This window comes from Curtobacterium sp. DN_7.5 (assembly GCF_022655355.1).
Classification (GTDB): domain Bacteria; phylum Actinomycetota; class Actinomycetes; order Actinomycetales; family Microbacteriaceae; genus Curtobacterium; species Curtobacterium luteum.
Window position 1 is genome coordinate 2,445,266 of sequence record NZ_CP093378.1, and the last position, 17,809, is coordinate 2,463,074.

At 72.3% G+C, this 17,809-nt stretch carries 13 protein-coding genes and 1 tRNA gene; 5 read left to right on the forward strand and 9 right to left on the reverse strand.

What is annotated here, in order from left to right; all coding sequences use genetic code 11:
- The first annotated feature begins 22 nt into the window (after nucleotides 1-22).
- Together MON03_RS11180 and MON03_RS11185 are read left to right on the forward strand one after the other, a co-directional pair.
- Nucleotides 23-110, forward strand: a tRNA-Ser gene (locus MON03_RS11180).
- A 375-nt stretch (nucleotides 111-485) separates the two neighbouring features.
- Nucleotides 486-1,130: a hypothetical protein gene (locus tag MON03_RS11185; RefSeq protein ID WP_175329434.1), complete on the forward strand. Its 645-nt coding sequence runs from the start codon at nucleotides 486-488 to the stop codon at nucleotides 1,128-1,130.
- Nucleotides 1,131-1,298: 168 nt separating this feature from the next.
- On the opposite strand, the gene MON03_RS11190 is transcribed toward MON03_RS11185, so the two are convergent.
- Both MON03_RS11190 and MON03_RS11195 read right to left on the reverse strand, forming a co-directional pair.
- On the reverse strand, nucleotides 1,299-3,335 hold the full coding sequence (locus tag MON03_RS11190; RefSeq protein ID WP_242088429.1) for a helicase HerA-like domain-containing protein: 2,037 nt from the start codon (nucleotides 3,333-3,335) through the stop codon (nucleotides 1,299-1,301).
- Nucleotides 3,336-3,517: 182 nt separating this feature from the next.
- Entirely contained in the window at nucleotides 3,518-4,774 is a 1,257-nt protein-coding gene (locus tag MON03_RS11195) for a multidrug effflux MFS transporter (protein WP_175329436.1), read from the reverse strand.
- Nucleotides 4,775-4,952: 178 nt separating this feature from the next.
- Between MON03_RS11195 and MON03_RS11200 the strand changes: the two genes are divergently transcribed.
- Complete coding sequence (locus tag MON03_RS11200) at nucleotides 4,953-5,531, forward strand: TetR/AcrR family transcriptional regulator (RefSeq protein WP_242088431.1); 579 nt, start codon at nucleotides 4,953-4,955, stop codon at nucleotides 5,529-5,531.
- A 108-nt stretch (nucleotides 5,532-5,639) separates the two neighbouring features.
- On the opposite strand, the gene MON03_RS11205 is transcribed toward MON03_RS11200, so the two are convergent.
- The 6 genes from MON03_RS11205 to MON03_RS11230 all read right to left on the reverse strand — a co-directional run bounded on the left by MON03_RS11205 (nucleotide 5,640) and on the right by MON03_RS11230 (nucleotide 14,490).
- Complete coding sequence (locus MON03_RS11205) at nucleotides 5,640-7,661, reverse strand: S53 family peptidase (protein WP_242088433.1); 2,022 nt, start codon at nucleotides 7,659-7,661, stop codon at nucleotides 5,640-5,642.
- A 213-nt stretch (nucleotides 7,662-7,874) separates the two neighbouring features.
- A complete protein-coding gene (locus MON03_RS11210; RefSeq protein ID WP_222835002.1) occupies nucleotides 7,875-8,480 on the reverse strand; it encodes a type 1 periplasmic-binding domain-containing protein in 606 nt (201 codons plus the stop codon).
- A 10-nt stretch (nucleotides 8,481-8,490) separates the two neighbouring features.
- Nucleotides 8,491-9,894: an MFS transporter gene (locus MON03_RS11215; protein WP_242088435.1), complete on the reverse strand. Its 1,404-nt coding sequence runs from the start codon at nucleotides 9,892-9,894 to the stop codon at nucleotides 8,491-8,493.
- 104 nt (nucleotides 9,895-9,998) lie between these two features.
- A complete protein-coding gene (locus tag MON03_RS11220) occupies nucleotides 9,999-11,144 on the reverse strand; it encodes a cystathionine gamma-synthase (RefSeq protein WP_175329439.1) in 1,146 nt (381 codons plus the stop codon).
- Between the two features lie 64 nt (nucleotides 11,145-11,208).
- The gene (locus tag MON03_RS11225; protein WP_242088439.1) at nucleotides 11,209-12,573 is read right to left on the reverse strand and encodes a cystathionine beta-synthase; all 1,365 of its coding nucleotides are present in this window, start codon (nucleotides 12,571-12,573) and stop codon (nucleotides 11,209-11,211) included.
- A 9-nt stretch (nucleotides 12,574-12,582) separates the two neighbouring features.
- Complete coding sequence (locus tag MON03_RS11230; protein ID WP_502798668.1) at nucleotides 12,583-14,490, reverse strand: ABC transporter ATP-binding protein; 1,908 nt, start codon at nucleotides 14,488-14,490, stop codon at nucleotides 12,583-12,585.
- Nucleotides 14,491-14,616: 126 nt separating this feature from the next.
- On the opposite strand from MON03_RS11230, the gene MON03_RS11235 reads away from it, so the two are divergent.
- Nucleotides 14,617-16,038, forward strand: a complete 1,422-nt coding sequence (locus MON03_RS11235; protein WP_242088441.1) for an APC family permease — start codon at nucleotides 14,617-14,619, stop codon at nucleotides 16,036-16,038.
- A 243-nt stretch (nucleotides 16,039-16,281) separates the two neighbouring features.
- Nucleotides 16,282-17,202, forward strand: coding sequence for a hypothetical protein (locus MON03_RS11240; protein WP_242088443.1), 921 nt, complete (start codon nucleotides 16,282-16,284; stop codon nucleotides 17,200-17,202).
- A 185-nt stretch (nucleotides 17,203-17,387) separates the two neighbouring features.
- Here MON03_RS11240 and rplL read toward each other — a convergent pair whose 3' ends face one another.
- A complete protein-coding gene (gene rplL, locus MON03_RS11245; protein WP_022904851.1) occupies nucleotides 17,388-17,771 on the reverse strand; it encodes a 50S ribosomal protein L7/L12 in 384 nt (127 codons plus the stop codon).
- Nucleotides 17,772-17,809 lie beyond the last annotated feature (38 nt).

The following is a 17,809-nucleotide window of genomic DNA, read 5'->3' on the forward strand; positions in this document are numbered from 1 at the left end:
TCGTCACCGTGAGGTGGCACCTGGAGGATTCGCCTAGTGGCCTATGGCGCACGCTTGGAAAGCGTGTTGGGTGCAAGCCCTCAGGGGTTCGAATCCCCTATCCTCCGCCAGCAGCACCCGCACGACGAAGGCGCGAGACCGATCCGGTCCCGCGCCTTCGTCGTCCCGCGCCTTCGTCGTCCCCGGCCCTCGTCCGCCGGAACCGGAACTCGAGTCGTCGCCAGAACCGGAGCCCGAGCCGTCGCCGGAGCCGGAGCCGGAGCCGGAGCCACCCGGGTCCCCCACCTGGCCGACCCGGACGCCCCCCGTCAGCGATGGGGTGGCCGCGAAACGACGGAACGGGGTGGAACGGGCTGTCCCCGGTACCCGTCGGTCGCCTATGCTGACCTGACGGCGACCCCGGGACGGGTCGCCCCGGGACACGGGCGGCAGGGGCGTCGCTCGGCAGCGGTACTCGCTGTGCCCGCATCTCAGGAGGATCCGACGTGGGGGACATGACTGCGCAGGCGACCGTACGACCGCGCGCCCGGACATACGACCTGGTCGTCCGCCCCCGGAGCGCCCTCGTCCGCTCGACCGCACTGAGCATCGTCTTCTCCGCCGTCCCGCTCGCCGTCGCCCTGGTCTGGGTGTCCTTCCCGTTCCGGCTCTGGGCGCTCATGGCGAGCATCGTCGTCCTGCTCGCCGTGGTCGTCGGCACCGCCGTGGTCCGACTCGGCACCGCGTACGTCGGCGTGGACGCCAGGGCGGTGGACGTGCACGGTGTGGTCACCGGCAACCGACGGATCCCGCGCGACGACATCGACCGCGTCCTGCTCGTCGAGACGTTCGGCGCATCGGTCGAGCGGACCGTCCGCGAGCTCGTCGCCTTCGCGTCCGACGGGTCGCACCTGTTCCGGATGCGCGCGGACGTGTGGGGTGATGCGGGCCTCGACCGCGTCGTCGACGAACTCGGGGTCACCGTGTCCGAGGCACCCCGCCCGATCTCGGCGCGCGAGTTCGCACGCCGCTTCCCGTCGAGCCGCGCCTGGTACGAGCGGTCCCGTGCTGTCCTCGTGGTCGGTGCACTCGCCGTGCTCGTGGTCGGCGGCCTGTTGGTCGTCGAGGCAGCCGGCCTCCTCGCCGCGTAGCCGAGCCGGACGACCCGCCGCGTAGCGGGCGGGCCGACCAGCCGCCCAGCGACCCGGACGACCCGCCGCGCAGCGGGGCCGACCAGCCAGCTCCGCAGACGCTCGGCGAACCCACCCCGCGCCGACCGCGCCCGGTCGTGCGGCCCCGGCGTCGACCGCACCCTGCCCTCAGCGACGACGTCGGAGCGTCGAGAAGATGCCCTGCACGACCTCCTTGGCGATGGTCCGACCGAGTCCCGACCCGAGCAGGTCCGACAGCGGATCCCCCGCCGAGCGCGTGGACGTCGTCCTCCGCGGGCTCGACCGCTTCGTCCGCCGTGCCTCAGCCGCCCGCTCGGCCCGCTCGAACTCCCGCTGCGCTCGCTCGTACTCCCGCTGCGCCGCCGACCGGTCCCGCTCCTCCTGCCGCTCCTTCGCGGCGGCCGCCTTCGCGGCGGCGGCCGCTTCCTTCGCGGCGGCGGCCGCAACCCGGGCCGCCTCCTTCTCCGCCTCGGCAGCCGCGGCGGCAGCGGCCTTCTCGGCATCGGCGGCGGCCGCCTCGGCCGCCGCGGCCTCCATCCGGCGCGCGAGCATCTCGTACGCCGAGTCGGGGTCCAGCCGCGTCCCGTAGGTCGCGAGGAGCGGCGATGCCTGCACCCGCGCCTCCAGGTCCGCCGCGGGCATCGGCTCCATCGATCCCTCCGGCGCTCGCAGTCGCGTCCACGCCACGGGGGTCGGCGCACCCTTCTCGTTCATCACCGTGACGACGGCCTCCCCCGTGGCCAGTGACGTGAGGACCTCGCCGAGGTCGTAGTCGCTCGTCGGGTAGGTCGACACGGTGGCCCTGAGCGCCTTCGCATCGTCCGGGGTGTGCGCCCGGAGCTGGTGCTGGATGCGCGACCCGAGCTGCGCGAGGACGTCGTTCGGCACGTCCTTCGGCGTCTGCGTCACGAAGAAGATGCCGACGCCCTTCGAGCGGATGAGCCGCACGGTGCGCACGATCTGCTCCGTGAAGTCCTCCGACGCACCGGAGAAGAGCAGGTGCGCCTCGTCGAAGAAGAAGACGAGCTCCGGCTTGTCCTGGTCGCCGACCTCGGGGAGCTCGTTGAACAGGTCCGCCAGGAGCCACATGAGGAAGGTCGAGAACACCTGCGGCTGGTCCTGCACGCCCGGCACCTCGAGCAGGCTCACGACGCCGCGCCCGTCGGACGCCGTCCGGAGGAACTCGCGGGTGTCGATCTCCGGCTCACCGAAGAACTGGTCGGCGCCCTGGTCCGCGAAGGTGATGAGCTCGCGGAGGATGACCCCGGCGGTCTGCTTCGACAGTCCCCCGAGCTCGGCGAGCTCCGCCTTGCCGGCGTCACTGGTGAGGAACGTGAGCACGCTGCGGAGGTCCGAGAGGTCGACGAGCGGCAGCCCGGCCTGTTCCGCGTAGTGGAACACGAGACCGAGCGAGGACTCCTGCGTCTCGTTGAGGCCGAGCACCTTCGCCAACAGGAGCGGACCGAACCCCGACACGGTGGCCCGGATCGGGACGCCCGTGCCCTGTCCGCCGAGGCTGTAGAACTCCGCTTCGCTCGCGACGGCCTTCCAGTCCTGCCCGATGCCGGCCGTCCGAGCGAGCAGTTTCTCGCTCCCCGACCCCGGGACCGCCAGGCCGGACAGGTCGCCCTTGACGTCGGCGGCGAAGACGGGGACGCCGTTCGCGGCGATCTGCTCGGCCAGCACCTGGAGCGTGCGGGTCTTGCCGGTCCCGGTCGCTCCGGCGACGAGCCCGTGGCGGTTCAGCATGCCGAGCGGGATCCGGACCTGGACGTCGGGCAGCGCGTCACCGTTGACGAGTGCGCCGAGCTCGAGGGCGCTCCCGTCCACCCGGTAGCCGTCGCGGACGGCGGCGACCGCGTCCGCGCTGAGCGGTCCGGTCACGTCCGCAGGGACGCCCTGCGTGCCGCTGCCGGGAGGCGCGGCATCCGTCCCGGACGTCGTCCCGCCCGGACCGGTGGTCGCCGACGCGGCGTCGCCGCCGCTGACCGCGGTCGACGGCGCGGGCGCAGGCGCGGTCCCGGTCACCGAGGGCGCCTCGGTCTGGTCCCTCGACGCGGCCGCGAGTGCGGCTGCGAGTTCCTCGGCGCGTGCCGCGGCCTCGTCGGCCAGCCTCCGCGCCTCGTCCGCGGCGGCCTTCGCCGCCGCTGCCGCCGCCCGTGCCTGCTCCACCGCGTCGCTCATGCCGCTCAGCATACGAACGCGCGCGGTCGCCGGTTCGGCCCGGCCGTCGTCAGACGACGCCGCCGTCGTCAGACGACGCCGCCGTCGTCGGACGTCAGCGGCGGCGTCGCTCCACAGCGACGACACGCACCGCACCGGAACGACCGCCGGGACCGCCGGAACCGCCGACCCGCCGCCCGACGTCAGTGCGAGAGCGCCGGGACCGTCCGCGGTCGGACGACGGTCCAGAGCAGCACGACCGCGACGGCCGACGTGCACGCCATGACGGCTGCCATCGGGGTCGCCGTCGTGATGCCGATCAGGCCCACGACGGGCGAGATGATCCCGGCGACGCCGAAGTTCAGGGCACCGAGGAGAGACGCGGCGGTGCCGGCCTCCTTGCCGTGCGACGCGAGTCCGATCACCTGGACGAGCGGGAACGAGAAGCCGCAGGCCGCGATGAAGAACCACAGCGGCACGAGCACCCCGACGAGCCCTGCGCCGAGCTGGTCGAGCACGATGATCGCGACCGCGGCGAGGAACAAGGTCGCCGTCGAGCACGCGAGGATCCACTGCGGGCCGACGCGCTGCGCGATCCGGGAGGAGATCTGCACCCCGAGCACGACGCCGATCGAGTTCACCGCGAAGAGCAGGCCGTACTGCTGCGCGTTCAGCCCGTAGAGCCCCTGGAAGAGGAACGGCGACGCGCTGAGGTACGAGAACAGACCGCTGAACACCATCGCGCCGATGAGCGCGACGCCGACGAAGATGCGGTCGGAGAACAGCGCCTTGTACCGCTGGCGCACGCTGGAGTGCCCCGCCTCGTGACGCCGTGCCGGCGGCAGGGTCTCGACGATGAGCAGGACGGACGCGATCACCACGGCGAGGCCGTAGCAGGCCAGGAACACGAAGATGCCGTGCCAGCTCACGAACCGGAGCATCTGCGACCCGATGAGCGGGGCGAGGATCGGGGCGAGCCCGTTCACCATGGCCAGGCGCGAGAGCATCCGCACGAGCGGCTTGCCGCCGAACAGGTCGCGCACGGTCGCCATCGCCACGACACCACCGGCCGCGGCGCCCATGCCCTGCAGCACGCGGAACAGCGCGAGCACCTCCACGTTCGGCGCGAGCGCGGCACCGATCGAGGCCGCGACGTGCAGGCTCGTGGCGACGATCAGCGGCAGCCGCCGGCCGACCTTGTCGCTCCACGGACCGACGAGCAGCTGCCCGACCGCGAAGCCGAGCGTCGTGGCCGTCAGGGTGAGCTGGACCGCCCCGTCGGTGATGCCGAACTGGTCCTTGATCGACGGGAACGCCGGCAGGTACAGGTCGATCGTGAACGGCCCGAGCGCGGTCAGGGCGCCCAGGACGAAGACGTAGACGAGTCGCTGCCCGCGGGAGAGCGAGTCCCCGGGGTGCAGGACGACACGGAGCGAACCGGTGGTGGCGGGCGCGGTCACGGAGGGGGTCCTTCGACGGTGAGGGGGGTGGGAGGAGCCGGCTGGACGGCTGGTGCGGCGGCGATCGAATCGATTCGTCCGTGGAACCATCCTAACCGCACCTGAGCGTCCCCTGACATGCGGTACGTTCTGATTGCCCGGTGGACCGGGCGATCCGGACAAGAAGGGGGTGGGTGTCATGGTCGACGCCCGGATCCTGCACACGACGGCGGCCCTCCGCGAAGCGATCCTGCACCTCGCGGCCGACCGCCCCGTCTCCCGCATCACCGTCGCCGACGTCACGCGCGCGGCCGGGATCAACCGCGCGACGTTCTACTCGCACGCGGTCTCCCCCGGCTCCCTGCTCGCCGACGTGCTCACGCCGGAGCTCGACCGCATCCGCGACGACGACGCCGCGGCCCGACGAGCGGCCTTCGAGCGCGGCGCCGACGCCGACGAACTCGCGGCGATCACGCGCCGGGGCATCGACGCGGTCGTCGAGCACGTGGTCGCGCACAAGGACATCTACGGCAAGGCCCTCCCGGATCCGGAGGACGGCTCGCTGCACCGCCTGCTGGTCGACCACTTCACGGTGTCGAGCGCCCGGCACATCGCGGAGCTCCCGGAGGACCGCCCGGCGCTGCTCGACGACGTCGCCGCCGGGTTCGTCGCCCAGGGCTTCGTCGGCGCGATCGAGGCGTGGCTCGCGGGCCCGCGCCGCTCGCGGCGGGCCCTCGTCGAGACGATCACGCTGTCGTTCCCGGCCTGGTGGCGCTGACGGGTCGCGCCCCGCGCGCACCGCGCGCAGCAGACCGACGGGAGGCCCGGTGCCAGCTGGCACCGGGCCTCCCGTCCGTCTCGGCGTCCGTCGCGGACGCGACAGGCGCTACCGGCGCGCCACCTGCGCCAGACCGCTGAACGACACCGACCCGAGCCCCGTCACGTCGTCGTAGCCCTTCGCGGTGGTGAGCGACGTGTCGTGGTCGAGCGTCACGAGGTAGTCCTTGCCGGACGTGGCGCTCGTGTAGGCGAGCGCGATCGGCGAGGCGGGCGACGTCACGTCGTTGAACGCCTTCGGCGTCGCACGGTAGGTGGCGTACAGCGTCGGGTTCGCGAACCCGAGCCGCGTGTGCGTCGACTGCTGCACGATCGCCATGAGCGCGGCCGTCAGCGGGGACGCGAGCGAGGTGCCGCCGTACGTCTCGTTCACGAAGTCACCCGTGGCGAGCGAGCTGTCGTCCGTGATCGGGCTGATGCCGATCGCGAAGCCGGTGTACGGGTCCGCGAGGGCCGCGAGGTCCGGGGACACACGCTTGCCGTTCGCGAGCGACGAGGGCACGACACCCTTCTGGTAGGCGGGCTGGTCGAAGAGCGTGCTCTGCCCACCGCCGGCGCCGCCGCCGACGAGGTTGCCGGGGAGCGGTGCGGCGTAGACGTCGCCGCGGTCGCTGGACACGATCTGGTCGAGCACGTCGCCCCACCCGGTCTCGAACGTCTTGCGGCCGTTCGCGCCGATGCCGAGGCTCGTGCCGCCGACCGCGGTCACCCACGGGCTCGACGCCGGGAAGTCCGGCTGGGCGCTGCCCAGCGCGGCCGACTCGTCGCCGTTGTCACCGCTCGAGAAGTACAGGCCGATGCCCTCGCCGGCGGCCTGGATGTGCAGGTTCTCCTGGCCGCGGATGCTCGACAGCGGCACGTTCTCGCCGACGTCGCCGTAGCTGTTGCTCACCAGGTGCGCGAGGCCCTTGTCGAGGACCTTCGACATCGCGACGTCGAGTCCGCCACCGCAGTTCGTGCCACCGACGTACAGGATCTTCGCCGCGGGCGCGACCGCGTGCACGGACTGGACGTCGAGCGTCTCCTCGCCCTGCCACCCGCTCGGCTGCTGGCACAGCGCCTGGTCGGTGTACTGCGACGGCGACGGGACGCGCTGGGCGAACGTCGCACTGGTCAGGCCGGGCTCGCCGTTCTGCGCGGAGTAGGTGTTCGTGTCGCTGACGATCGTCGGGGAGGCGTACGCGTCGATGATCGCGACCGTCTGTCCCTCACCGCGGATCCCGTGGGCGTGCAGGGTGTCGACGCCGTAGGCGGAGCGGATCTGCTTCGGGACGTAGCCGCAGGCGAAGGTGTCGACGGTCGTCTTCCCGTACGCGGCCGGGACGGTGGCGGTGCGCTGCCCGTCGTACGCCGAGCACTGCGCCTGGATGCCGGTCGGGCCGGTGGCCTGCTGCCGCAGGGTGTGCGCCGGCGTCGAGGTGGCCGGGGTCTCGCCCTGCTGGACGAGCTCCGGGTGCGTGAGCAGCCGGCCCTGGTCGACGCTGACACCGCTGACGAGCCCGGCGATCGACGACGGCAGCGACGGTGCGCTCGCGGGTGCGACGAGGGTGTGGCCGGCGTGCCGGTAGCTGTGCAGCGTGGTGCCGAGCACCGAGCCGACCACGGACGCCGGACCGCGGAACACCACGAACTCGTGGCTGGCCGGGACGGCCGTGATCGTGAGGCCCTGGGCGCGGAGGTACCCCGTGACCGCATCGGCGTCGGCCTTGGTCGGTGCGTACTCCGCGATCCAGGCCTTCGGACTCAGGGGCTTGCGGTACCGGGCGTTGCCGGGGGTCGACACCGCCCTCGCGAGCGCCTCGGCACCGTGCTGGTCCTGCAGCGGGAGGTACACCTCGCCCTCGACGTCGGTGCTCGCGTCGACGGTGCCGGTGTCGTTCGTGCTCGTCGCCCACGTGGGGACGGAGTCGGGCAGGGTCCGACGGGTGGCCGCGTCGGCCGGGCCGGCGGCGAGCGCCACGGCGCCGATCGTGCACGCGACGGTCGTCAGGGCGACCAGGGCGGTGCGGGTCGTGCGGGTGCCGGTCCTGCGGGGTTCGGTCCGACCAGGGGTCGGTGGGCGTCGTTGCACTTCGGGTCCTCTCACCGGGGAGCTGGGGTGAGCCGACTGTAGTGAGCTTGTGGAACGACCGGACAGTCGGTGGTTCCACCGACGAACGATGTCACCCGTGCGGGGGTGCGGACTGTCGTTCTGCTCAGCGAACAAAGGCCGTCGTTCCGGGGCGGACGGGGCGCTCGCTGGGGACTCGCCGCGAGACGCGCGACACCACTTGCGCCGCCGGGGTCATCCGTTCCCAGGCTGTCCACCACGTTCGAGCGCCCCGGCCGGCTTCTCCCCACGCTGCAGGGACTCCACGACGGCCGTCGCGCGCGCGACCGTGGCCGCGTCCGAGTCCGAGCCCTGGACGCGGTAGTCCGCGGAGACGCCGTCGCCGCCTGTGCCCGAGGCCGGGAGGGGGTCCCCGAGGGCGACGACCACCACACCGGCATCGTGCGCCACCTGGACCGCGCCGGACAGCGACGCCGGGTCGGCCGCCTCGACCAGGATCGCCTTCGCGCCGCGCTGCACGAGCACCCGCAGCGCACGGCGTTGGTCGGCGGCCGCGTCCGAGGCACCGGCGACGCGGACGTCCGGACGGAAGCCCGCTGCCGTCAGGTCGTCGTGGAACCTCGTCGCGAGCGGGACGCCGCCCGAGGTGCGGCCCGGTGTGTCCGCGCTGTGCAGCAGGACGACCCCGACGATCGCGTGCTGGTCGAACCCGCCGTCGGAGCTCGTGAGGTCGCTGCTCTGCACCGGGGTCGGGGCAGCTGAGGTCGTGCCCTGGCACCCGGTCAGGGCGAGGGCGGCCGCGAGCGCGACGGCCGCGGCGGCGACGATGCGGGAGGACACGGCCGTCACGCTACCCGCCCGCGACGGCGGACGGCTGCGTCGCCGACGGCGGTGGGACCGGACCGAGTCGTCGGACCGCGGCCCACGCGAGGAGCGCGACGGCGATCATGCCGCCGAACACCAGCGGGAAGGCCACCTCCGTGTCCGCCCCGCCCGTGCCGACGAAGAGCAGCCCGGTCAGAGCGAGCCCGATCACGCTCCCGGCGGCGTCGGCGATCGTCAGGGCACTGCTCGCGAAGCCGTCGTCGCCCTCGCCGGAGAAGCGCAGCGTGAGCATCGAGGTCCGCGGGTAGATCGCGCCCATGCCCGCCCCGCCGACGAACCAGCCGACGACGAGCAGCCACCACGGCAACCCGAACGCGGCGACGGCGAAGGCGGCGACGAGGCTGACGAGCACCAGGCCGAGACCGACCGTGAAGGTCCGGGGCGCCGTGAGCCGCTGCTCCCCCAGCCGGCCGTGCAGCCAGCTCGAGCCGGCCCAGCTGAGTGCTGCGACGGTCAGCGCGAGCCCCGCGGCCGAAGCGGACAGGCCGTGCTTCGCCTGGAGCAGGAACGGGACGTAGGCCTCGCTGCCGAAGAACGACGCGGCGACGAGACCGCGCAGGAGGACGACCGACGGCAACCCCGGCGCCGCGCGGAAGGTCCCGGCGGGCACGAGCGGACGGAGCGCCGCCCACGTGCCGACCACGCCGACCGCCACGGCCGCCACCTGCGCCCACGCCCCGAGGTCGGGCGCGACGTTGAGGAGCAGGATCGCGAGCGCGGCACCGATGGACCAGCCGATCCGGGCACCCTGCCACGGCGCACGGAGCTCCGCGGCGGGTGGGTGCAGGTGCCGGAGCGTCGGGACGAGCACCGCGAAACCGAGCACCGCGATGGCGAGTGCGCCCGCGAAGACCCAGTGCCAACCCCAGACCTCGGTGACGATGCCCGCGAGCGCCGGACCCACGAGCGCCGGCACCACCCACGCCGCGGCGAACGCGCCGAACACGGGCCCGTGCAGCTCGTCGGGGAAGATCCGGGCGACGAGCACGTAGAGGACGACGTCGATGGCACCGGCGCCGAAGCCCTCGACGAGGCGACCGGCGAGGAAGACCTCCATCGTCGGCGCGGTCATCACGACCGCGGTCCCGAGGGCGAAGAGCGCCGCCGACACCCACGCGACGACACGGCCGCCCGACCGGTCGGTCCAGGTGCCCGCGAGCACCATGCCCGGCACGCCGGCGGCGAGCGGAGCGGCGAAGGCCAGCGCGTACAGCGTCTCGCCGTCGAGGTCACGGCTGATCTCCGGCATGACCGTCGTCATCGCGAGGTTCTGGAACGCGGCGACCGCGACGATCGCGACCATGCCGGCGGTGGCGAGCGCGTACCGGCCGCTGAAGATGCTGGTCCTCGGCAGGGCGGCGGTGCTCACCGCACCATCCTAGGAGCGGCCACCGACGGCCGTGGGGCAGCGGCTGACGGACTGGAGGCTCGTGGCGGCGCCGCCACGAGCCTCCAGGCGGTCTCGTCAGCGCGTCAGCGCGTCAGCGCCTGCCGCAGGTCTGCGACCAGGTCGCCCGCGTCCTCGATGCCGACGGACAGGCGCACGATGTCGTCGGGCACCTCGAGCTCGGTGCCGCGGACCGACGCGTGGGTCATCTCGCTCGGGTACCCGATGAGCGACTCCACGCCGCCGAGCGACTCGGCGAGCGTGAACACCTCGGTCGACTCCGCGAACCGCTTCGCCGCAGCGGCGCCACCGGACAGGGAGAGCGAGAGCATGCCGCCGAAGGAGCGCATCTGCTTCGCCGCGACCTCGTGACCCGGGTGGTCGGCGAGACCCGGGTAGAAGACCCGCTCGACGCCCGGCGCGCCGACGAGCGACTCGGCGACGGCCTGCGCGTTGGCGGAGTGCCGCTCCATCCGGACCGCGAGCGTCTTGATGCCGCGGGTGGTGAGGAACGCGTCGAAGGGGGACGAGATCGCCCCGGCGCCGAACTGGAGGAACGCGACGGCCTCGGCGAGCGCCTCGTCCGCGAGCACCACCGCACCGCCGACGACGTCCGAGTGACCGCCGAGGTACTTCGTGGTCGAGTACACGACCGCGTCGGCGCCGAGGGACAGCGGCTGCTGGAGGTAGGGCGACGCGAAGGTGTTGTCGACCACGACGAGGGCACCGGCCGCGTGTCCGAGCTCCGCGAGCCCGGCGATGTCGGCGATCTTCATGAGCGGGTTCGTCGGGGTCTCCACCCACAGCACCGTCTTCGCGGGAGCACCCTCGAGCGCGCCCCGCACGGCGTCGACGTCGCTCATGTCGACGACGACGAGCTGGACACCCCACGGCACGTGCACGCGGTTCACCAGCCGGTGCGTGCCCCCGTAGACGTCGTTGCCCATCACCACGCGCGCACCCGGCTCGAGGTACGCGCGCAGGAGCGCGTCCTCCGCCGCGAGCCCGGACGCGAACGAGTACGCCGCGACACCGCCGTCGAGGTCCGCGAGGAGGGTCTGCAGCCCGTCGCGCGTCGGGTTGCCGCCGCGCGAGTACTCGTACCCGGCGCGCATGTTCCCGATGCCGTCCTGCGCGTAGGTGGACGTGACGTGGATGGGCGGGATGACGGCGCCGGTGCCGGCGTCGGGCTCCTGCCCGGCGTGGACGGCGCGGGTGCTGAACTCGGTCATGCGGGTGCTTCCTCGGTCGTTCGGACGGTCGGACGGTCGGACGGTCGGACGGGAGTGGGGTCGCTCACTCGGACAGGGACGTGAGCAGGTCGTGGCGGGTCAGGACCGTGACGGGCTTGCCGTCCTCGACGACGAGCAACGCGTCGACGGTCTCGAGTGCACGACGGGCGGCGGAGACGGACTCCCCCACGCCGATGAGCGGCAGCGGGTCGCCGACGAACGGCGTGAGCGCGTCGGTCATCGAGGCGGCGCCGGTGAACACCTGCTCCAGGAGGTCCTTCTCGGCGACGGCGCCGACGACCTCGCCGATGACGACGGGCGGCTCGGCACTGAGGACCGGCATCTGGGAGACGCCGTACTTCGACATGATGTCGACCACGTCGCGGACGGTGTCCGACGGGTGCGCGTGCACGAGGTCGGGCAGCCGGCCGTCCTTGCCGGCCACGATCGACCCGACCGTCCGGGCGTCGTCGGTCTCGGCGAAGCCGTACGAGCGCATCCAGCGGTCGTTGAAGATCTTGCCGAGGTAGCCACGGCCGCCGTCGGGCAGGAGCACGACGACCACGTCGTCCTCGGTGAGGTCGCGGGCGGCACGGAGCGCGGCGACCACGGCCATGCCGCTCGAACCGCCGACGAGGAGGCCTTCCTCGCGGGCGAGCCGTCGGGTCATCGCGAAGGACTCCGCGTCGGTCACGGCGATGATCTCGTCGGGCACGCCGGCGTCGTACGCGGCCGGCCAGAAGTCCTCGCCGACGCCCTCGACGAGGTACGGTCGACCGGTGCCGCCGGAGTACACCGAGCCCTCCGGGTCGGCGCCGACGATGCGGACACGGCCGTCGGACGCCTCCTTGAGGAACCGGCCCGTGCCCGAGATGGTGCCGCCGGTGCCGACGCCGGCGACGAAGTGGGTGATCTGCCCCTCGGTGTCGCGCCAGATCTCCGGACCGGTGGTCTCGTAGTGGCTGCGGGGACCGTTCGGGTTCGCGTACTGGTTCGGCTTGTAGGCGCCCGAGATCTCCCGCACGAGCCGGTCGGACACCGAGTAGTACGACTCGGGGTGCTCCGGGGGCACCGCGGTCGGCGTCACGACGATCTCGGCGCCGTACGCGGTGAGGACGTTCCGCTTGTCCTCGCCGACCTTGTCGGGCAGCACGAACACGCACCGGTACCCGCGCTGCTGGGCGACGAGGGCCAGGCCGACGCCGGTGTTGCCGGAGGTCGGTTCGACGATCGTGCCACCGGGGCGGAGGTCGCCGGAGGCCTCGGCCGCGTCGATGATCCGCGTGGCGATGCGGTCCTTCGACGAGCCGCCGGGGTTGAGGTACTCGACCTTGACGAGGACGGTCGCCCGGAGCCCTCCGGTCACCCGGTTGAGCTTGACGAGCGGGGTGTCCCCGACGAGGTCGACGACGGAGTTCGCGTAACGCACGGGCCGAGTCTAGATGGCCACCCCGGACACTCCCCCTGCCCCGACACCCGGCGTCACGGCGGGCTCGTTCTGCTGCCGGTGCAGGGTGGCGTACGTGCCGCCGACCTCGAGCAACTCGTCGTGGGTGCCCTGCTCGACGATCTCCCCGTGGTCGAGCACGAAGATCACGTCCGCGTCGCGGATCGTCGACAGGCGGTGCGCGATCGAGATCGTGGTCCTGCCGGCGGCCGCCGAGTCGAGCGCGGTCTGCACGACCCGCTCCGAAATGGAGTCGAGTGCGCTCGTGGCCTCGTCGAGGACGAGCACCGGCGGGTCCTTGAGGAGGACACGGGCGATCGCGATCCGCTGCTTCTCGCCGCCGGACAGCCGGTAGCCGCGCTCCCCGACGATCGTGTCGTAGCCGTCGGGGAAGGACGCGATCGTCTCGTGGATGTTCGCGGCCCGGGCGGCCCGCTCGAGCTCGTCGTCGGTGGCGTCGGGCTTGGCGTAGCGCAGGTTGTCCCCGATGGAGGCGTGGAAGAGGTAGGTCTCCTGGCTGACGATGCCGACGTGCCGCATGAGGTCCTCGTGCACGACGTCGCGGACGTCCGCACCCGCGAACCGGACGGAGCCGCTCGTCGCCTCGTACAGCCGCGGCACGAGGTACGAGACGGTCGTCTTGCCGGCGCCCGACGGCCCGACGAAGGCCGCGAACTGCCCCGGCTGCAGCTCGAAGGACACGTCACGGAGGGTCGGGTGGTCCGGCTCGCCGTCCGGGTAGGCGAAGGTCACGTGGTCGAACGCAACGTGCCCGAGGCGGGACTCGTCCACTGGTCGCGCCGTCGGGGAGTCGGTGATCGCCGGTCGCAGGTCGAGGTACTCGAAGATGCGGGCGAAGAGCGCGCCGGAGGTCTGGAGGTCGAGCACCACCCGGAGCAGACCCACCGTCGGGAAGAGCAACCGCGACTGCACGGTCGTGAACGCGACGATCGTGCCCGCGGTGATCGGGACGTCCCCGACGATCAGGTACGCGGCGACCAGGTAGATGATCGCGGGGATGATCGACAGGAAGATCTGGACGATCGCGAAGAACCACTGGCCGGACATCTGCTGCCGGACCTGCAGCCGGATCTGGTTGCGGTTCTCGTCGCCGTAGCGCTGGGTCTCGCTGCGCTGCTGGTTGAAGCTCTTCGCGAGGAGGATGCCGGAGACGCTCAGTGCCTCCTGGGTGATCGCGGTCATGTCGGACAGCGACTCCTGCGTCTGCGCGGCGATGCGGGCACGGACCTGGCCGACGCGCCGCTGCGCGATCACGAGGAGCGGGAGCAGCACGACCGCGACGAGGGTCATCTGCCAGCTGAGCAGGAGCATCGCGACCACCGCGGCGATGACCGTCACCGTGTTGCCGAGGACGGACGAGATCGTGTTGTTGAGCACGCTCGCGACACCGCCGACGTCGTTCTGGAGGCGCGACTGGATGACCCCGGTCTTGGTGCGGGTGAAGAACGCGAGTTCCATGCGCTGCAGGTGGCCGAAGAGGCGCATCCGCATCGCACCCATGACCTCGTTGCCGACGGTCGCGGTCAGGTAGGTCTGCCACACACCGATCCCGGCGCTGGCGATCCACAGCCCGACCATCCCGCCGACGAGCGCGTACAGGACGGGGAGGTCGGGGCCGCCGCCGCCCTTCGGGAAGAGTCCCTCGTCGAAGGCGCGCTGCGTCAGGAGCGGCGGGATCACCGAGAGCGCAGCCCCGACGAGCACGAGCACGACCGTCAGCACGATCGAGGCGCGGTGCGGCGCGAACAACCCGGAGATGCGCTGGAGCAGGTGTGGGATCCGCGGGGCCTCGGCGTTCGCGGCCTTCTGCGCCGAGTAGTCGCCGCTCGAGATGCGGCCGCCAGGGCGAGGACCGCGTCCGCCGTGTCCCATGCTCATGCGTGTCCCTCCCGCGTCGACCTCTGCAACGGTACCGCCGGGGAACGACATCGTCGCGGTCGGTTTGACCCCGCACGGGGGGCATGCCACCATCGTGCGTCCCCGTCCGGCCACCACCGAGGTCCCATGTCGTCCGCGCAGTCCCCCGTGTCCCTCCGGCAGCAGCTCGCCCGTCGCAAACCCATCGCGGACCTGCAGGCCGAGGCCGCCCGCGGCGTGAACGGCGAGCCGCTGCGTCGATCGCTCGGCGTGTGGCAGCTGACGATGATCAGCGTGGGCGCGACCCTCGGTACCGGCATCCTCGTGGTCCTCGGGACCGCGGTCCCGCTGGCGGGGCCCGCGGTGTGGATCTCGTTCGTGCTCGCCGGCGTCGCGGCGCTCCTGTCCGCGCTGTCGTACGCCGAGATGGCCGGTGCCGTGCCGACCTCCGGGTCGAGCTACTCGTACACCTACGCGACCATGGGCGAGGGGATCGCCTGGGTCTGCGGATGGTGCCTCGTGCTCGAGTACGCCGTGTCGGTCGCCGCCGTGGCGGTCGGGGCGAGCGAGTACGTCGACGAGACCCTCCGCGTGTTCGGGCTGCACCTGCCGGCCGCGGTCTCCGCTCCTCCCGGGGACGGCGGAGTCGTGAACCTGCCCGCAGCGGTGCTGGTGCTCCTCGCGACGGCGATCCTGCTCCCGGGCGTCCGCGAGAGCGCGTGGGTGAACACCCTGATGGTGATCGTGAAGATCGCCCTGCTGGTGTTCTTCGTCGTCGTGGCCTTCACGGCGTTCCGCGCGGGCAACTTCGAGCCGCTCGCGCCGATGGGTGCCGCAGGGGTCACCGCGGCGGCCTCCCGGCTGTTCTTCTCGTACATCGGCTTCGACGCCGCCTCCACCGCGGGCGAGGAGGCCAAGGACCCCCGCCGCGACCTCCCCCGCGCGATCATCGGGTCGATCGCCCTCATCACGGCGCTGTACATCCTGGTTGCCGTCGCGGCGATCGGTGCCCGGACGTGGACGTCGTTCTCCGACTCCGAGGCCTCGCTCGTCCGCATCGTCGTCGAGGTCACCGGGCAGCCCTGGGTCGCGCTGGTGTTCTCGATCGGCGCCGTCATCGCGATCGCGAGCGTCGTGCTGACCGTCCTCTACGGCCAGACCCGCATCCTGCTGACGATGGCGCGCGACGGGCTCGTGCCGAAGGTCTTCGGCCGGGTGTCGCACCGCACCGGGACCCCGGTCGCGAACACGCTCATCGTCGGCCTGGTCGTCACGGTCGTCGCCGCGCTGGTGCCGCTCGGCGAACTGGCCGACGCGACGAGCATCGGCACGCTCGTGGCGTTCGCGCTCGTGAACGTGTCGGTCATCGTGCTGCGCCGCACCCAGCCGGGGCTCGAGCGCTCGTACCGGGTGCCGCTCTTCCCGGTCGTGCCGGTGCTCGGGACGCTCTGCTGCGTGCTGCTCGCGGTGTTCCTCGGCGCGGGGACCTGGATCGCGTTCGGCGTGTGGATGGTCGTCGGCGCCGCGCTCTACCTGCTCTGGGGCCGCCGCCACAGCACGCTGCGCTGACGCGCGGCGCCCGCCCGCTGCCCGCTGCGCGCCCGCCTGCCGCCCGCTGCGCGCCCGCTGCCCGCCCGCCCGAGTCTCGGCGTGGGCGACACTTCTCGCGCTCCGACGCCCGAGAAGCGTCGCCCACGCCGAGACTCGCACCACCCACGTCGAGACTCGCCCACAGGCGGCGAAGCAGTTCCTGTTGTCCACAGCCCGGAGCAGCCCCGACCGATGTGAGCTCGACAGCGCGACGCTACCGCCATGGCCAACGCGTACCCCCGACTGCTCCGAGCGACCGAAGTCGATCGATCGGCCGCACGGTCCCTGCAACGCCGACACCGTGCGGGCGCCTTGGTCCGCATCGTGGACGGCGTGTACCTCGACACGGCGGTGTGGCAGTCGATGTCTGCGATCGAGCGGCACCTGGCGCTGGCTCGGGCGCTCGCGCCGACCGTCAGACCGACCGCAGCGTTCTCACACCTCACGGCGGCGATCGCACTCGGCTGGCCGCTGGTCGGGCCGCCGCCGGCCCGCGTCCACGTCACCGATGCCGTGACGTCCCGGACGGAGCACCGTGCGCACCTCGTCCGTCACGCAGGCGAGCCCGACCTCGGTCCACGCCCCGTGTCGATGGGAGGCGTCCCGATCACCGGTCCGCTCCGGACGGCGATCGACCTCGCCGCGACGCTCGAACCGGCAGTCGCAGCGGTGGCGGTCGACCACGCGGTCCGTACACGACTCGTCACGATCGATGACTTCGTCGCGGCGCTCCCGGGCCCTCGTCGTCGAGGCTCCGTCCGCGGTCGCACGGTGGCCGAGGCGCTCGACCCGCTCCACGAGTCCGCCGGGGAGTCGTACACGGCGATCCGGATGGTCGAGATCGGACTCCCCCGTCCCGTCGCGCAGCACGAGTTCCGCTCCGCCGACGGCCGCACGGACCGGGTCGACTTCTGGTTCGAGGAGCTCGGAGTGGTCGTGGAGTTCGACGGCAAGCAGAAGTACGTCGACCGCGAGGTGCTCGGCGCCCGGAGTCCCGATGAAGCACTCTGGCACGAGAAGGTCCGCGAAGACCGGCTCCGTGCGTTCACCGCGGTCCGGACCGTCGTGCGTCCGACGTGGTGGCACCTCGTCGACCCCGACCGCCTCCGGGCACTGTTCCGGCAGCACCGCGTGCACTTCTGACCACCACGAGTCTCGAGCGGCCACGCACGAGACTCGTGGTGAGCGACAGTTCTCGCGCATCTGCACGCGAGAACGGTCGCTGAGCGCGAGACTCGGCCGCGCCGCCGCCGCGCCGCACCCCCCGCGCACGATGAAGGCCGCCGCCCCCGGAGGGACGACGGCCTTCAGACCTGATGGGTCGGGAGTTACGCGACCTCGACCGTGGCGCCGGCGGCCTCGAGGGTCTCCTTCGCCTTGTCAGCGGTCTCCTTGTTGACGCCCTCGAGCACCTTGGCGTCGGGGGTCTCCACGAGCGCCTTGGCCTCGCCGAGGCCGAGCGACGTGAGGCCACGGACCTCCTTGATGACCTGGATCTTCTTGTCACCGGCCGACTTGAGCACGACGTCGAACTCGGTCTTCTCCTCGACCTCCTCGGCGGGGGCAGCAGCGCCACCGGCCGCGGCGACCGCGACGGGGGCAGCAGCGGTGACCTCGAAGACCTCTTCGAACTTCTTCACGAAGTCCGAGAGCTCGATGAGCGTGAGCTCCTTGAAGGCCTCGATGAGCTCGTCCTGCGAAAGCTTCGCCATGATTTTCTCCTACTACTAGCTAGTACGTGTGGTTGTGG